Origin of the sequence: Levilactobacillus parabrevis ATCC 53295 (genome assembly GCF_001434055.1) — a bacterium.
Lineage (GTDB): Bacteria > Bacillota > Bacilli > Lactobacillales > Lactobacillaceae > Levilactobacillus > Levilactobacillus parabrevis.
In genome coordinates, this window is record NZ_AZCZ01000005.1 from 76270 (window position 1) to 92315 (window position 16046).

The 16046-nt window shown below is 50.1% G+C and carries 19 protein-coding genes and 1 pseudogene; 17 read left to right on the forward strand and 3 right to left on the reverse strand.

Features of this window, described 5'->3' with window-relative positions:
• Nucleotides 1–288: 288 nt before the first annotated feature.
• The 4 genes from msrA to FD07_RS02450 all read left to right on the forward strand — a co-directional run bounded on the left by msrA (nucleotide 289) and on the right by FD07_RS02450 (nucleotide 4125).
• Complete coding sequence (gene msrA / locus FD07_RS02435; protein WP_020088540.1) at nucleotides 289–819, forward strand: peptide-methionine (S)-S-oxide reductase MsrA; 531 nt, start codon at nucleotides 289–291, stop codon at nucleotides 817–819.
• Nucleotides 820–930: 111 nt separating this feature from the next.
• A complete protein-coding gene (locus FD07_RS02440; RefSeq protein WP_020088539.1) occupies nucleotides 931–1806 on the forward strand; it encodes a YitT family protein in 876 nt (291 codons plus the stop codon).
• A 362-nt stretch (nucleotides 1807–2168) separates the two neighbouring features.
• On the forward strand, nucleotides 2169–3281 hold the full coding sequence (locus FD07_RS02445; protein WP_020088538.1) for a CDP-glycerol glycerophosphotransferase family protein: 1113 nt from the start codon (nucleotides 2169–2171) through the stop codon (nucleotides 3279–3281).
• Between the two features lie 34 nt (nucleotides 3282–3315).
• Entirely contained in the window at nucleotides 3316–4125 is an 810-nt protein-coding gene (locus FD07_RS02450) for an ABC transporter permease (RefSeq protein WP_020088537.1), read from the forward strand.
• Nucleotides 4126–4168: 43 nt separating this feature from the next.
• Here FD07_RS02450 and tnpA read toward each other — a convergent pair whose 3' ends face one another.
• A complete protein-coding gene (gene tnpA / locus FD07_RS02455) occupies nucleotides 4169–4588 on the reverse strand; it encodes an IS200/IS605 family transposase (protein WP_020088536.1) in 420 nt (139 codons plus the stop codon).
• Between the two features lie 80 nt (nucleotides 4589–4668).
• Between tnpA and FD07_RS02460 the strand changes: the two are divergent.
• The 4 genes and pseudogenes from FD07_RS02460 to FD07_RS02475 all read left to right on the forward strand — a co-directional run.
• Nucleotides 4669–5028: pseudogene (locus FD07_RS02460) on the forward strand (RNA-guided endonuclease InsQ/TnpB family protein); the annotation flags it as partial.
• A gap of 181 nt (nucleotides 5029–5209) precedes the next feature.
• Nucleotides 5210–6433 (forward strand): CDP-glycerol glycerophosphotransferase family protein, encoded by a 1224-nt coding sequence (locus tag FD07_RS02465; RefSeq protein ID WP_020088534.1) that lies wholly within the window; start codon nucleotides 5210–5212, stop codon nucleotides 6431–6433.
• Nucleotides 6433–7365: a deoxyribonuclease IV gene (locus FD07_RS02470; RefSeq protein WP_020088533.1), complete on the forward strand. Its 933-nt coding sequence runs from the start codon at nucleotides 6433–6435 to the stop codon at nucleotides 7363–7365. The genes FD07_RS02465 and FD07_RS02470 overlap by 1 nt, the downstream gene beginning before the upstream one ends.
• Before the next feature lie 61 nt (nucleotides 7366–7426).
• On the forward strand, nucleotides 7427–8113 hold the full coding sequence (locus FD07_RS02475; RefSeq protein ID WP_020088532.1) for a class I SAM-dependent methyltransferase: 687 nt from the start codon (nucleotides 7427–7429) through the stop codon (nucleotides 8111–8113).
• Nucleotides 8114–8211: 98 nt separating this feature from the next.
• Here the strand turns inward: FD07_RS02475 and FD07_RS02480 are convergent, their stop codons facing one another.
• Nucleotides 8212–9039, reverse strand: a complete 828-nt coding sequence (locus FD07_RS02480; protein WP_020088531.1) for a pyruvate, water dikinase regulatory protein — start codon at nucleotides 9037–9039, stop codon at nucleotides 8212–8214.
• Nucleotides 9040–9231: 192 nt separating this feature from the next.
• Between FD07_RS02480 and rpsU the strand changes: the two genes are divergently transcribed.
• On the forward strand, nucleotides 9232–9420 hold the full coding sequence (gene rpsU, locus FD07_RS02485; RefSeq protein ID WP_011667518.1) for a 30S ribosomal protein S21: 189 nt from the start codon (nucleotides 9232–9234) through the stop codon (nucleotides 9418–9420).
• 129 nt (nucleotides 9421–9549) lie between these two features.
• Here rpsU and FD07_RS02490 read toward each other — a convergent pair whose 3' ends face one another.
• A complete protein-coding gene (locus tag FD07_RS02490; RefSeq protein WP_027825893.1) occupies nucleotides 9550–10566 on the reverse strand; it encodes a zinc-binding alcohol dehydrogenase family protein in 1017 nt (338 codons plus the stop codon).
• Nucleotides 10567–10780: 214 nt separating this feature from the next.
• Here FD07_RS02490 and FD07_RS02495 point away from each other — a divergent pair, with 214 nt between their 5' ends.
• The 8 genes from FD07_RS02495 (at nucleotide 10781) to recO (ending at nucleotide 15935) form a co-directional block, all read left to right on the forward strand.
• Entirely contained in the window at nucleotides 10781–11146 is a 366-nt protein-coding gene (locus tag FD07_RS02495; protein WP_020088529.1) for a winged helix-turn-helix transcriptional regulator, read from the forward strand.
• 42 nt (nucleotides 11147–11188) lie between these two features.
• Complete coding sequence (locus tag FD07_RS02500) at nucleotides 11189–11635, forward strand: GatB/YqeY domain-containing protein (RefSeq protein WP_020088528.1); 447 nt, start codon at nucleotides 11189–11191, stop codon at nucleotides 11633–11635.
• Between the two features lie 60 nt (nucleotides 11636–11695).
• A complete protein-coding gene (locus tag FD07_RS02505; RefSeq protein ID WP_020088527.1) occupies nucleotides 11696–12169 on the forward strand; it encodes a GNAT family N-acetyltransferase in 474 nt (157 codons plus the stop codon).
• A 160-nt stretch (nucleotides 12170–12329) separates the two neighbouring features.
• Nucleotides 12330–13316 carry a PhoH family protein gene (locus tag FD07_RS02510; protein WP_020088526.1) on the forward strand — a complete coding sequence of 329 codons (987 nt, stop codon included), beginning with the start codon at nucleotides 12330–12332 and terminating at the stop codon, nucleotides 13314–13316.
• Entirely contained in the window at nucleotides 13316–13804 is a 489-nt protein-coding gene (gene ybeY, locus FD07_RS02515; protein ID WP_020088525.1) for an rRNA maturation RNase YbeY, read from the forward strand. Before FD07_RS02510 ends, ybeY begins: the two co-directional genes overlap by 1 nt.
• Nucleotides 13782–14183, forward strand: coding sequence for a diacylglycerol kinase family protein (locus tag FD07_RS02520; protein WP_020088524.1), 402 nt, complete (start codon nucleotides 13782–13784; stop codon nucleotides 14181–14183). The genes ybeY and FD07_RS02520 overlap by 23 nt, the downstream gene beginning before the upstream one ends.
• 12 nt (nucleotides 14184–14195) lie before the next feature.
• Nucleotides 14196–15101, forward strand: coding sequence for a GTPase Era (era, locus tag FD07_RS02525; protein ID WP_020088523.1), 906 nt, complete (start codon nucleotides 14196–14198; stop codon nucleotides 15099–15101).
• A 27-nt stretch (nucleotides 15102–15128) separates the two neighbouring features.
• Nucleotides 15129–15935 (forward strand): DNA repair protein RecO, encoded by an 807-nt coding sequence (gene recO, locus FD07_RS02530; protein ID WP_020088522.1) that lies wholly within the window; start codon nucleotides 15129–15131, stop codon nucleotides 15933–15935.
• Nucleotides 15936–16046: the final 111 nt, after the last annotated feature.

The following is a 16046-nucleotide window of genomic DNA, read 5'->3' on the forward strand; positions in this document are numbered from 1 at the left end:
GCTGCTCCATCCTTGGCCTCCTCCGGCTAAGCTAGTTTTTCTCCATAAGTGTCGCGTAAATGACAAAACGCAATTTAACTGAGTATCAGTTAATCGTGACGCTATCTTCAAAACAAGGTTAATCAAGCTTTTTAGCCATGAAAAATTTGATGTGAAGGTAATTTGGATAGCTATTTCCGCCACCCGGTAAGGCGAAATGAGATCAATGCTGTGACGAAAAGTAAGTAACCCTTGACGCCGCCCGTGAAAAGCCGTTTAATGGAATCATTAGAAAATGGAGTGATTATGATGAGTGAGAGAATTGAAACTGCAACGTTTGCTGGTGGCTGCTTTTGGTGTATGGTCCGTCCGTTTGATACCTTTCCAGGCATCGTGAAGGTCCTGTCTGGCTATACCGGAGGCACCGTGACCAATCCGACGTATGAACAGGTTAAGAGCCAAACCACTGGGCATACCGAGGCGGTTAAAATCTGGTTCGATCCTAGTCAGGTGACCTACCAACAGTTAGTTGAGTTGTACTGGCAACAAACCGACCCTACGGATGATGCCGGTCAGTTTCAAGATCGAGGCGACAATTACCGCCCCGTAATCTTCGTGAATAGCGCAGAACAGGCGGCAACGGCAGCAGCCTCGAAGACAGCTTTGCAGGACCGTGAACAGTTTGATAAGCCTATTGTGACCAAGATTCAGGTTGCTCAACCGTTCTTTGTGGCGGAGGAACGACACCAACAGTTCTATAAGAAGAATGCCGAACGTTTTGAACAAGAAGAGGCTGGCGGCCGGGCTGACTTTGTCCAACAGCACTGGCAAAATCATTAGAACTCGCTAAAAGATACGCGGGAACGTGGCCGTGGCGGGGGATAAATGCTATACTAAGCCGAGCATAGTATGAAATATGACAAAAGAGTAAGCGAGGTTGGTATTTAAATCATGGATGATGTGCAGCAGTTGTTAAAACGGCATACCTATACGGCGAAATTCTCCGTGGCGTTCTTCTACGGAGTCTTGGTGTCGATTGCGGTGAACTTCTTCTGGACACCGGGGCATATTTACTCCTCCGGTGTGACCGGGTTAGCACAGTTGGTTAACAGTTTGACGGCAGGGTTGGGAATGTTTCATATCTCCACGGCTCTGGGGCTGTTTCTGATTAACATTCCCATGTTTGTCCTGGCTTGGAAACAAATTGGTAAGTCTTTTACGGTTTTTACGTTCATTTGTGTCCTGTTCGCGTCTATTATGATTCGGTTTATTCAACCCGTTCATTTGACTAGTGACCCGATTATCTGTGCGATCTTCGGGGGTGCGGTCAACGGTTTCGGGACGGGGTTCGCCTTAAAGAATGGGATTTCGACCGGTGGGCTGGATATTATTGGTATCGTGTTGCGGCGTAAGACTGGCCGAAGCATGGGAACCATTAACATTGCCTTTAACAGTTTGATCGTCTTGAGTGCCGGGTTCGTTTATGGCTGGCCATATGCGCTGTACTCCGCGTTGGGACTGTTCGTGAACGCCAAGGTCATCGACATGACGTTTACCCGTCAACAACGGATGCAGGTCATGGTCATCACCGACCGGCCTAAGACGGTCATCGACAGTATTCAGAACCATATGCGTCGGGGAATCACCATTGTCCACGGGGCTGAAGGGGCTTACCGGCACGATGAGAAGACAATCTTGTTCACGGTCATCACGCGTTATGAAATGGACGAGTTGGAAGTCGCCATGGAAGAGGCTGATCCACACGCCTTTGTCAGCATCTCCGATACGGTGAAGGTGTTGGGGCACTTCTACGAGCCGAAATGGTAAATCGATACAGCGATGAAGGAGAAGCCTTCGCCGCTGTATTTTTTGTCAAACGGGGGCTGCTACTTATTACTAATGTAATTTTTTCGGAATTGGTCTCATGAATTTGACACTTACGCAAAAAAATCGTGTTAACCTATGAGCCATTGTGGGTAGAAAGCAATTCAACAGAACACGACGTTTCCATGCTTTTTTCACCAAGCCACCCGCTAAGTTCCAGTGGATTTTCAACGTGTTTCTTAAAGGTTCTTAAATTTCTCTAGGTTCCCCCCGGAGATGTGGTATAATTCTCGGTGTTATGGACAGCGAAAATAAGTGATATTGGTGATAGCGTGAAAGATATTTATTTAGGGTTAATCCGACTGATGTCGCTCTTGTGTGGTGGCCGCCGGCAGCGTAACTTTGTTTACCTGATGAGTTTTGGCGACAACCTCGCGTTTATTCGTGCCTTGGCACAGGCGTCACCGGTCGATCGACCGTTAGTCGTGTTTTACCGACCGCAACAGGAACGGGCGGCGCAGCGTTTGGCGCGGTCCGGGATTGATGTGCGGCCGTTTCGTGATGATTTGGCCTTTGTTCTAAAGGGCATTCCCCAGATCATGCGCGCGCGGGTCTTGTTTTGTGACAACTACTACGCGTTTCTCGGTGGCTTGCACCATCCCCAACGGATGCGGATCGTGCAGGTCTGGCATGCGGCGGGGGCCATCAAGCGCTTTGGTTGGGATGATCCTACCACGGCGCAGCGTTCTGCCAGCGACCGGCGGCGGTTTCAAGCAGTCTACGATCACTTCGATGAGTACGTCGTGGGGTCGCCGGCAATGGGCCAGGTCTTCGCTAGAAGTTATCGGGTGCCAGTTGACCGGATGCAGGTCTTAGGTTATCCGCGATCGGACCGGTATTCCGATCCGAAGTGGCAGCAGTTGTCACGTGATGCGGTTGCCGAAGCTGCGCCGGAATTGGTGGACCACCGGGTCATTTTGTATGCCCCGACCTACCGTGAAGGCGTGACCTTTACGCCACCAGCAGGATTGGCAGCGGCATTGACCGCTGATCCCAATGCGAAGGTAGTCGTGAAGATTCATCCGGCGTTAAAAGCCAGTGCGCAGAAGTTGCAGGCGCAATTGGGACAACAGGTCGTGGTGACTGAGGACATCAGTACCACGGACTTGTTGAACGTTGCGGAAACGGTCGTTACGGATTATTCTTCAGTGGCCTTTGACTACAGCCTGGTGCCCAACGCACACAGTCTGTTGTTCTTCCTGTTCGATCTGGACGATTACCGGCGAGATCCCGGTGTTCAACCGGACTTGGAAGACTGGTTGCCTGGGTCAATCATCAAGACGACCGATCAGTTGGCGGCAGCGATTAAAGCCGACGCACCAACCGATTTAACCCAGTTTAACCAACGGTGGAATTCCGCCAACGATGGGGCGGCCACACAGCGGGTCGTTGACTGTTATGCTGCGTTGCTAGATTAGCACCAGCGATTAAAATTTAAAGGAGTGCAGTGCCTTGAAAGAGGTCATGACCTTATTCAAAGAACAGGTCTCGAGTCTCGGAATCATTTTTCGGATTTCGCGCTACGAAGATCAAGCAAGTTATCAAAGTCATTACTTAGGTTTAATGTGGGAGTACTTATATCCGTTGATTCAAATCGGTATTTACTGGTTAGTCTTCGGTGTGGGTCTGAAGCACGGTCAACCCATTAGTGGGGTTGGCTATCTGCCATGGATGGTTATCGGAATTTCACCTTGGTTCTTCATGAACCGGGCCACGTTGGATGGGTCCAAGAGTATCTACCAACGGGTCAACATGGTGGCCAAGATGAAGTTCCCCGTGTCCGCGCTGCCAACGATCAAGATCGTCAGCAATCTGAGTTCCTTCTGGACCATGATGGTCTTCACCATCTTTATTGGCCTGTTGAACGGGGTTTACCCTAAGGTTGCCTGGTTCCAGTGGATCTACTACTTCTTTGCCATGATTTGTTTACTCGTGGCTCTGGGAATCTTCAACTCATGTATCAGTGTGCTGGTACGGGACTACCATATCCTGTTACAATCCCTGATGCGGATGTTGTTCTACGTGTCCGGTGTGCTGTTTAACTTCGTGACACCATCATTCCCAACACCATTCATCCACTTACTCGAACTTAACCCGTACTACTACATCGTTGCGGGTTTCCGGGAATCCTTCTTAGGGACCGGCTGGTTCTGGGATAAGCCAATGTTAACGTTAGAATTCTGGCTGTTCGTGTTCTTCTTACTGCTCGTGGGTTCCCACCTGCACTACAAGTTCCGGTCACGCTTTGTTGATTTAATATAAATTAGGCAGAATTCCCTTGCTTTCAAACAGGGGATGAATGCCGTTATGCCCTTCGCTGACTGGCAATGTAGTTTTCTACGGTTTCCTTGCTCATATTACCAAGGGTACTCATGAAGTAGCTAGGAGACCAGAGATGTCCACTCCAAAACTTCTGGGCTTTTATCTCTGGATGTAACTCAAAGAATAAGCGCGCTGAACCGCCTTTGAAGGCCTTGACAACGTTCGTTGGCGCATACTTGGGCTTAAAGCTTAGTAATAAGTGAATATGATCAGGCATTACTTCCATTTGCTCAATGGTCACTTCGTTTAGTCGGGCTATTTTCGTTAGAATGTCAGACATTTCAGCGACTAACTTTGGCGTTGTAAATGCTTCGCGCCGGTATTTGGTGACCCAGACCAAGTGAAAATGAAAGTTGTAAACATAACCTCGCTCGTGAATTGATCCGGCAATGTCTTTACTCATATGGTACCTCCATAAATATTATTATAAGTTGTTTTGTTATGAATACAGTATACTCATATGGTATGATACCATCAAGCAAGAATCTCCTGCACCACGTCTCTACGGCCTTGATCAAAAACCACGATTTAGTCGTAGCTGAAGAACTGCGGAGTAAAAATATGTTGCAGAACCACGCTTTGGCAATGAGCATCACGGACGTTGGCTGGCGAACACTATTGGCTATGCTGTCCTACAAAGCTGATTTGTACGGCCGGAAATTTTTGACTATCAATCCCCGAAATACAACGCAAACTTGTAGTGATTGTGGTCACGTCCTGACTGATAAGAACAAGTTGACGTTAGCTGATCGCAAGTGGACGTGTCCTAGTTGTGGCACGTTTCATGTGCGTGATCATAACGCAGCTAAAAATATTTTAGCTAAGGGTTTAGCAACCTTGTAAGAAACGAGTCCGTCTGGCAACCTGCGGACCTAAAAGGCTTTGGTAATTAGTGGATAAGTCCTATTCGTAGGCTAGCGCTGTATCTAAGCAAATTGTGGTCACCATGCCATGGGGTGTGGTTCTCGCGAGCGTCCGTTGTTAAACGGGCGTGGTTGATTATAATTGAAAGGAGCAACCTCAAATGGCGAACGGTTTCCAAAAAATCACGCAGTCATTGAAGCTAGTTGCTCGCTATGGGCTCATCGTGATGAACGATGGGCTTATTTGTTTACCTATTAAACGGCGACTAGTGATGTTTGAAAGCTTCAACGGAAAGGATGTCAACGACAATCCGGCGGCCATCTACCGCGCATTGGTGGCGGCGGATCCCCGTTACCGGGAGACGGCGTACTTTAGCGTCAAACCTCGTGAATATGCGGCATTGAAACGTAAGTACCCGGAGATCCAACTAATCAAGCGCTTTACACCCAAGTGGGTCTGGTTGATGGCCCGGGCTCAGTACTGGGTCTTAAATTCCCGGTTACCGAACTGGTGGCGGTCAAATCGGCATACCCGGACCATTCAGACTTGGCACGGGACGCCCCTGAAGAAGTTGGGTGCCGACATCGAACACGTGGCAATTCCGGGGACCAGTACGGCTGACTATCACCAACAGTTTGTGACGGCCTCGTCGCGCTGGGACTACCTGATTGCGCCGAACCAGTATTCTCGTGATATTTTTAAACGGGCCTTTGGCTACCGCGGGCACTTCCTGACGATTGGCTATCCCAGAAACGACGTGCTCTACACGGATGATCAACCGGATAAGGTGGCGGCACTGCGCCAACGCCTGTTGGGCAAGGTCACTGGACCAGTTGTGACCTATGCGCCAACTTGGCGTGACGACATGGCGGTGCGACCAGGGGTTTATCGTTTTGACCTGCCGTTTGACCTGGGTGAATTCTTTAAGCACGTACCAGCGGGGACCCACCTGATTATTCGCCCCCATTATCTGGTTAAGGACGCCGTGGATATTCGTGGCTACGAGGACCGAGTGACGGTACTGGCCGATACCGACATTGCCGAACTCTACCTGATTACGGATCTTCTGATCACGGATTATTCGTCGGTGATGTTTGACTTTGCTAACTTAAAACGGCCCCAATTATTCTTCGCCTACGACCTCGAACACTACCGCGACCAGCTTCGCGGGTTCTACTTCGATTACCAAAAGGAAATTCCGGGGCCACTCGTCACGACGGCGAACGCCTTCTATGAGCAACTCGATGGGTGGCGCGACCAGGGGAGCTTCCCAGCGTATCAGGCTCAGCAGGACGCCTTTTATCAGAAGTTTTGTGATTGGGAAGACGGCACGGCTAGCCAGAAGGTGGCCAGCCTGATCATCAGTGGAAAGGATGAATTGTAATGGCTGAATTTTTAATCGGCTCACACGTTAGTATGAAGGGTAAAGACATGTTTCTGGGATCGGCGCAAGAGGCCGCTCAGTATGGCGAAAATGTCTTTATGATCTACACGGGTGCGCCCCAGAATACCCGGCGTAAGCCAATCGATGAATTGAATATTCCGGCGGGAAAGCAGTTCATGGCTGACCACAATCAGCGGGCCGTCGTGATTCACGCGCCGTACGTGGTCAACTTGGGAAATACGACCAAGCCGCAGAACTACGCCTTTGCCGTGGAATTTCTGACCAATGAAGTGAAACGGGCGGCAGCTCTCGGGGCTACGCAGATTGTGCTACACCCCGGCGCTCATGTGGGTGCTGGCCCGGACGCTGCGATTGCCCAGATTGCCAAGGGCCTCGATGAGATCTTGGCTGCGGCCGATGAGCCCGTGCAGATTGCCTTAGAGACGATGGCTGGCAAGGGGACTGAAGTTGGTCGAAACTTCGAAGAGCTGGCCGCCATCATGGATGCAACTGCTGCCAATGACCGGTTGTCGGTCTGCTTTGACACTTGTCATACCAGTGACGCTGGTTACGCCATTGCCACGGATTTTGACGGCGTACTCAATGAATTCGACCACGTCATTGGTGTCGACAAGCTCAAGGTGGTTCACCTGAACGATTCCAAGAATCCACAGGGAAGCCACAAGGACCGGCACACCAATATCGGATTGGGAACGTTAGGGTTTGACGTGTTGAACAGTGTCGCCCACCATCCCCAATTAACGGCGGTGCCGAAGATTATGGAAACACCTGTGATTGGGCCAGACCGTAAGCATGGGGTCAATCCTCACGGCTATGAAGTTGCCATGCTGAAGGCGCAGAGATTCAATCCTGATTTAGAGGCCGACGTTTTAGCTGCGAAGCCGGTCGATGAATTTTTGACGCGGCAGTAATATGATATAATTGCTTAGCTTGTTTAGTAGGCGTAGGGAACTATAGGGGGAGAAATTGAATATGAAAAAGGGTGTCGATGCGCCATTAGTGCCAATCGTGTTTTTACTCGTTGGTATCGTGGGGATGGTGATGGCGGTTACTTCCGGGGAGTGGACCAATTACCTTTTCCCAATCGCTCTGTTCTTGTTTGCGGGCATGTATTTGTATACATCGTTGTGGGGAAAATACAAGCTTATCAAACGCGTCGTTGCAGAAATGCAGCTTGACGGTCACGAACGGGTGTTGGATCTCGGTACGGGCCATGGGGCCTTCTTACTGGAAATTGCGCGGCGGTTGCGTGTCCCGGGAAAAGTGACGGGTTTAGATATTTGGAATAGGGGAGACCAATCAGGCAATTCAACCGAGGAGACGCAACGTAACATTGACCAGGCGGGTGTTAGTGACGTCAGTGAGTTAGTCACCGGCGATATGACACAGTTGTCCTTCGAGGATGATTGTTTTGACTATGTTGTGGCGAGTCTTGCCATTCACAATGTAAAACCCAAGGCTAGTCGTCAGCAAGCGATTACGGAGGCCTACCGGGTATTGAAGCCGAACGGGCATCTGGTTATTTTGGATATTGAACATGTCGGTGAATATCGGAATCAATTGAAACAACTTGGCGTGAAGGAAGTTAGTGTCCAGCACGCTGGTCTTAATGGGATGTATGCGTTGCTGAGTACGAGAATTCTGATAGCTCAGAAATGAAGGAATGCGGAGACGCGTTGATTCTGACTGATAGTGATAGCAAAAAACAAAGTGCTCTGTGACCGAAATTGGTCACGAGCACTTTGTTTTTTAGACGGTTAATCAGCTAAGGGATGGGGAATTAAGTCGTAATCCACACTCTCCATAATCAGCGTAGCGGTCTCTTCAATCGACTTATTTGAGACGTCGATCACTAGACAGCCAATCTTTTTATAGATCTTCTGAGCGTAGTCCAATTCTTCGCTGATCTTCTTGGTATCAGAGTAGGCACTGTCTGCGGGTAAGCCATAAGACAGCATCCGTTCCTGACGAATCTTTCTGAGTGATTCTGGTTTGTTGGTCAGGCCAAAGATTCGCTTAGGGTCAACCTGCCACAGTTCGTCTGGAAGCTGCGTAGTGGGGCCTAGCGGTAGGTTAGCGACCCGTAAGTTCCGGTTGGCCAGGAAGAGTGACAGTGGCGTCTTAGAGGTCCGTGAGACCCCGAGAATCACGATGTCTGCTTTGAGTAGGCCAGTCGGGTCCTTGCCGTCGTCGTAGGTTACGGCGAATTCCATGGCGGCAATCCGATCGAAGTAGGTGTCGTTGAGGTTGTGAACCAGGCCGGGGACGCCTTCAGGAGTTAAACCGGTGGCGTTCTGCATGACCCCCATGGCCGGCTGGATACAGTCGAACTGTTGGAGCTGGTTAGTGGTCGCAAATTCTCTGACCTTTTTACTCAGCTTGGCGTTGACCAGCGTGTGAAAGATCATCGCCCGCTGTTTCTTAGCGAGGTTGAGAATCCCATCGAGAATTGAGTCGGTTTGAATAAAGGGAAACCGTTGATAGCTGGCTTGCACGGTGGGAAACTGAGACACTGCCGTTTGGGCAACGGTCAGCGCCGTCTCCCCGGAAGAATCGGAAATGATGAAGATGGTAATCTGCGGCATAGCGAGCAACTCCTCTACATTTTTTCTTAATGATTACCCCTAGTTTACCCCGTCCGTTAAAACGGTTCAAATTTTATTGTCTTGCGTTATTGACGCCGTTTGGATGATTATGTATAATAGTTAAGAACCGTTACGCCGGTGGTAAAAAGCTAACCGGCGTTATTACTTGTGCTCGGAGGGAGGGAATTTTATATGGCAAAGACAGTCGTTCGCAAAAACGAGTCTTTTGACGACGCTCTTCGGCGCTTCAAACGTACGGTTTCCCGTAGCGGTACTTTACAAGAATACCGTAAACGTGAATTTTACGAAAAACCAAGTGTGAAGAAAAAGTTAAAATCAGAAGCTGCGCGTAAGCGTAAAGCCAAGAAGAAGCGTTTCTAAGCTCTTTTTGCAATTTAACTTAAAAAACCGCTGACCTTAATTGGTTAGCGGTTTTTGTATCCATTCTGTAAATGATGGTGGCGTTTAAAGTAGCCACCAGTTTTGAAAGCCATTTGCGGGTAATGTCAGTCAGTTAGCCAAAACGACCTTCCCAATCATCCGTTTAGTTTCCACTAACGCGTGGGCAACTCGCAGATTAGCGGCGTTAATGGGGGTAAGTGTCTTGGCTAGCGTAGACTTAAGTTGCCCGTTGTCTAGCAATTGCCGAATGCGTTCCAGCGTCTCGTGCTGGCTAATCATGTCGGCCGTCTCAAAGTAGGACTTGGTGTACATCCATTCCCAGGCAAAGGTCGCGCGCTTTTGTTTTAAGGCCCGGAGGTCGATGGGTTGGTCGTTGCCAGTAATAGAGACGATGTGACCGCTGGGCGCGATGAGCGTGACAATTTCGGCCCAGTGCTGATTGAGGTTGCTGAGTTCTAGAATGTAGTCGACCGTGTTGTAGCCCAGTGCGTGGACCTCTTCAACGAGGTTCTTGCGATGATTGACGACGGCATCCGCACCGTGGGCCTTGGTCCAGGCAATGGTCTCCGGCCGTGATGCCGTGGCAATCACGGTCAGACCAGCCAGGTGAGCGAGCTGTGTAGCCGTTGAGCCAACGCCACCGGCGCCATTGATAATCAACACGGTTTTCCCGGCGTTGTCTTGGGGATGGTCGAAGGCAATTGACATCTGTTCGAAGAGGGCTTCCCACGCCGTTAAGGAGGTCAGGGGCATGGCCGCAATCTCCGCCGGATTCAGCGTAGTTGGCGCGTGGCCCACGATGCGTTCATCGACGAGGTGGTATTCGCTGTCCGTTCCAGCGCGTTTGAAGGAACCAGCATAGAAGACCCGGTCGCCGGGTTGAAATAGACTGACAGCATCGCCAACCGCGTCAACGATGCCGTAAGCATCCCAACCGATCACCTTAGGCGTGGTGAGGACACCCTTCGTCCCACGCCGTACACCGGTGTCCACGGGATTGACCGAGGTCGCCTGGACCTTCACCAAAAGGTCGTGACCCGTGGGTGTTGGCTTAGGTGTAAAGAATTCAAAGAAACTTTTTTCATTTTCAATCGGTAAATTCTGAGTGAAGCCGATGGCCCGCATGTCTGACATGGCAAAACTTCCCTTCTTGATTGGTGATTCAGTGTTAGCGTAAATCATCGGTCGGTGAAAAACAATCCTGAATTTTTTGTCAGTAACTGACAGATCTGTCAGTTACTAGTTGTGCTGTAGTCTTGAATGAAAGGTAAGTGCTGTCACTTGTTATCTGGCGCATTCGGCGTAGACTAGGTCCAGTTGACAGAGGAGGCAGAGAATCATGGAGCGAAAAAAATATGATTGTGCTGTTGGCTGTCCGGTAGAGAGTACCTTACAGTTTGTTGCGGGGAAATGGAAAAGTGTCATCTTATACCGACTGTTTCAAGAGCGAGTGGGCCGCTACAGTGATTTCAAACGTTGGTTACCCGGTATTTCGGAACGGATGCTGGCGCGGCAACTTCACGAGCTAGTATTAGATGGACTCCTGACCAAAAAGGTTTACGTGGAGATGCCACCGCGAACAGAATATCGGCTGACACCGTTTGGCCAGTCACTTTGGCCAGTAATCACGGCGATGGCGGCTTGGGGTCAGCATTATAACCAAAGCCAGACGGGAGCAACTTCAGCTGACGCATCCGCTAAATAGGTGTAAACTAGAAAGTAATCACGATTTTTAGGAGGAAATGTAATGAGTTTAGAGACCCAACTCAACACAGATTTAAAGACGGCTATGAAGGCCCACGATAAGTTATCCTTAAACGTTATCCGGATGATGAAGGCTGCTTTGACCAACGAAAAGGTTAAGCAAGGCCATGATTTGACCCCTGACGAAGAATTGACGATCGTTTCCCGTGAATTGAAGCAACGTAAGGAATCCATGGAAGAATTCGCCAAAGGTAACCGTGACGACTTGGTAGAAGGCGTTAAGGCCGAAATCGCCATCGTTGAAAAGTACGCGCCTAAGCAAATGAGCGAAGACGAAGTTGCTAAGATCGTCGCTGACAGCATCGCTAAGGTGTCTGCTAGCGGTATGGGTGACTTCGGTAAGGTCATGGGCGTTGTGATGCCACAGGTTAAGGGCAAGGCTGATGGAGCCGTTGTCAACAAGACCGTTAAGGCCCAATTAAACAAGTAAATTCATTAGAATCATCACGGTCGGACCGTGATGATTTTTTTAACGAGGGGGGTGGTCATCATGGCCTTGGTTTATCAGAAATTTGAGCGGCCCACGTCGGCTCAAAATGACCTGTTGTTAAGCGCTGATCCCAGTCAGAGTCTGATTGACAGCTACCTAAAAACGGGAACAGCCTTCGCTGCTAGTGATTCTCGGGGGTTGATTGGCGTGTTGGTGCTCCTGCCGCGCGCCAATCAAATTCTGGAGATTGCCAATCTGGCCGTTACCCCTAGCCGTCAGCGGCAGGGCTACGGCAAGGCCCTCCTGGAGTTTGCCCGGCAGTGGGCCAGCGACCACGGCTATCACATGTTACGGGTGGCCACGGGGACCACGAGCTTCACTCAACTCTATCTCTATCAACGGCAGGGTTATCGCGTCGTGGCGGTGGAGGCCGATTACTTTACGACCCACTACAATCACGATATTATGGAAAACGGCTTGAAGCTTCGGGATCGACTCGTGTTGACCCGAAGAGTTGTGAGCCCAACTGATTAAGAGTGGTGAGGGTGACTGCAACCAGACCGGTCTGAATCGGTGATTAGTGGCAGTTATTGGCGCTTCTCCTGGCTTTTCGCGCGGAATCCTTTTACAATCCCCGGCAGTATGCTAAAATTTGACTATTAGACACTAACTAAAAACAAAGGAGCCACCGTATTTGACTGAAAACACAACGATTGAAAAAGAATATATCTTGGCCCGGCCTGAAGATGAGGTTGCTTTACTGGGAGCGCAGGATCAGTTCGTCACGATCCTTGAAGAAGGCTTGCAAGTAACAATCAAGCCTTTCGGTAATGTGATCAAGGTCTCTGGTGCTGCGGATACGGTCGACCAAACGCTGGCTATCTTGCGCAACATGAGCGACCTACTGGCCAAGGGGATCAAGCTCAACAGTGCCGATGTCATCAGTGCCATGAAGATGGCGGGTAAGGGCACATTGACGTACTTTAAGGATTTCTACAATGAAACGTTGATTAAGGACGCTAAGGGGCGTGCTGTGCGGGTCAAGAACTTTGGCCAGCGCCAGTACATTGACGCCATTAAGCACAACGACATTACCTTTGGGATTGGGCCGGCCGGGACTGGGAAGACCTTCCTAGCCGTTGTCATGGCCGTGGCTGCCCTGAAGCGCGGTGACGTGGAGAAACTGATCATTACCCGTCCCGCCGTGGAAGCTGGAGAAAGCCTGGGGTTCCTGCCTGGGGACTTGAAGGAGAAGGTCGACCCTTATTTGAGGCCAATCTATGATGCCCTGTACGCTATTTTAGGGGCAGAACATACGACCCGCTTGATGGATCGTGGAGTCATCGAAATTGCGCCACTGGCCTACATGCGGGGGCGGACGCTGGAATCAGCCTTCGTCATTTTGGATGAAGCTCAGAACACGACTAACATGCAGATGAAGATGTTCCTGACGCGATTGGGCTTTGGGTCCAAGATGATCGTCAACGGGGACATTTCGCAGATTGACCTGCCGCACAACGCCAAGTCTGGGTTGATTCAGGCTCAGCATATCCTGCAGAATGTGGCGCACATTAACTTTGTGACCTTCAGTTCTGATGATGTGGTCCGGCACCCAGTCGTTGCCAGCATCATTAACGCTTACGAAGCCAACGATACTAAACCAAATGGAGCTAAAAAATAATGGATTTAGAGATTTATGATAAAACCAAAGACGGCGTGCCAGCAAAGCACGTGGACATGATTAAAGATGTTTTGGAATATGCCGGGAAGTATCTTGAACTTGCCGAAAATACCGAAATGTCCGTGACTCTGATGAACAATGAAGACATTCACCGCATCAACAAGCAGTACCGCGGGGTCGATCGGGCAACCGATGTCATTAGTTTTGCGATTGAAGATTCTGAGGATGAAGACGCTGATTTTCCATTAGTCATGGATCCTGAGATGGCCGCCGAGATTCCCGAAAATATCGGTGATATCTTTGTTTCCATGGATAAGGTCGAAGAACAGGCGGAATATCTGGGCCACTCCTACGAACGGGAACTCGGATTTCTCGTGGTCCACGGCTTCTTACATCTGAATGGCTACGATCATATGAAGCCAGAGGATGAGAAGGTCATGTTCAAGCTGCAAGCCGATATCCTCGATGCCTATGGGCTCAAACGATAAGCGCAAGCAGACGGGAAAGAACCGGGCGTTCGTGCAGTCGTTAGGTCACGCGTGGGATGGCCTGCGGGCACTGTTTCATTACGAACGGAATTTCCGGAAGCACTTGGCAGTAGGAACGCTGGCGGTGATTGCCGGCATTATTTTAAGACTAACGTTAAATGAGTGGCTGTGGCTGGTGCTCGCCATCTTCTTGGTGTTGATCGCCGAAACGCTCAATACGATTGTTGAGGCTGTCGTCGACCTAGTGGTGGGCACGACCTATCACGATTTGGCGAAACGGGCCAAGGATGTGGCCGCCGGTGGGGTCTTACTCGCCGCGACTTTTGCCATCATTGTCGGCGCACTCGTCATGCTGCCAGCGCTGAGTCGTTGGTTCTAAGTGGAGGAAAATATGGATAATCCAAATTATAAATCAGGCTTCGTGGCTATCGTTGGCCGGCCCAATGTGGGAAAATCAACGTTTTTAAACCGCGTGATCGGTCAAAAGATCGCTATCATGTCGGACACCGCGCAAACTACGCGGAATAAGATTCAAGGGATCTACACGACGGATGAAGCGCAGATCGTCTTCATTGATACGCCGGGGGTCCACAAGCCTAAGAGTAAGCTGGGCGACTACATGGTGCAGTCCGCAATGTCGGCTTTGAACGAAGTCGACGCCGTCCTGTTCATGATCAACGCTGCTGAAAAACGGGGGGCCGGGGATAACTTTATCATTGACCGTCTGAAGGGCATCAAGGCACCGGTCTACTTGTTGATCAATAAGATCGATCAGATTCATCCGGACGACCTGCTGGCCATCATGGAACAGTATAAGACGGCGCTGCCATGGAAGGCCGTTTACCCCATTTCCGCGCTTGAAGGCAATAACGTGGATGAATTTCTGGGTGACTTGGTTGACGAGATGCCAAACGGTCCCCAATACTACCCTGAAGATCAGGTGACCGATCACCCAGAACGTTTCGTGGTCAGTGAACTGATTCGCGAAAAAATCTTCATGTTGACGCGTGAAGAAGTGCCACATTCAGTGGCGGTTGAAATCGAAAGCATGAAGCAAAAGGATGAAGATCACGTGCACATCGAAGCCACAATCATCGTCGAACGGCCGACCCAAAAAGGTATTATGATCGGCAAGGGTGGCAGTATGCTCAAGAAGATCGGCACGATGGCCCGGCGCGACATTGAACACTTGTTGGGAAGCAAAGTCTACCTGCAACTGTGGGTCAAGGTCCAACCAAACTGGCGTGACAAGGCAACGTTGTTGAAGAGCTATGGTTACCGCAAGGACGACCTGTAAAGCAACTGTATTTGAAAGAAAGCGGGGATGACGGTGGCACGTAATGTGACGGATTTTCACGGCATCCTGCTGTTTCGGCGCGACTATGCTGAGCGGGACTTCCTGATTAAGTTTTTGACGCGGGAGTTCGGCAAGAAGATGTTTCTGGTGCGTGGTGCCAAGAAGAAGGGCTTCAAGATGGTCGCGGATATCCTACCGTTTACGGTGGGCAGTTACGTGGGGGACATTGCCGATGATGGCTTGTCCTATATTCGTACGGCCAGGGAGACCAGCCAGTATCAGAATATTAGCGCGGACATTTTTAAAAATGCCTACGCCACGTATATCATGAGCCTGGTGGATGCCGCCTTTCCCGATAGTCAGCCGTTACCCGAGTGGTATCACCGGGTGCAGCGTGCACTGACGCTGATTGACGATGGTGTGAATGCGTCGATTGTGACCAATATCATGGAAATTCAGTTGATGCCGGCCTTTGGGGTAGCGCCACAGCTCCAAGGCTGTGCGGTCTGTGGTAGAAATGATCTACCCTTTGATTATTCGGAAAGCTACGGCGGCCTGTTGTGCCAGCAGCATTGGCAGATGGACCCACGCCGGCTTCATCTGAATCAGCGGACAATTTATTACCTGCGGCAGTTCTCGGTGCTCGACCTGGATAAGCTCCACACGATTAGCGTGAAGCCTCAAACGGAGCACGCCCTGCGGCAATTGATGGATGAAATCTACGACAGCCAGATTGGGGTTCATCCCAAGAGTAAACGGTTCTTGGATCAGATGCAGTCCTGGTCGGCGCGGTTGATGCCGTTGAAGGATAAGTCGGATGACACAGTGAACTAATTGTCTGAAGGCGTCCGTTTTCTAACAATAGAAATATTCAAGTGAAGGAAGGCCGTGATTTTTTAATCACGGCCTTTTTCGTTTAAGACGGCGAATTTTATAATCAAGTTA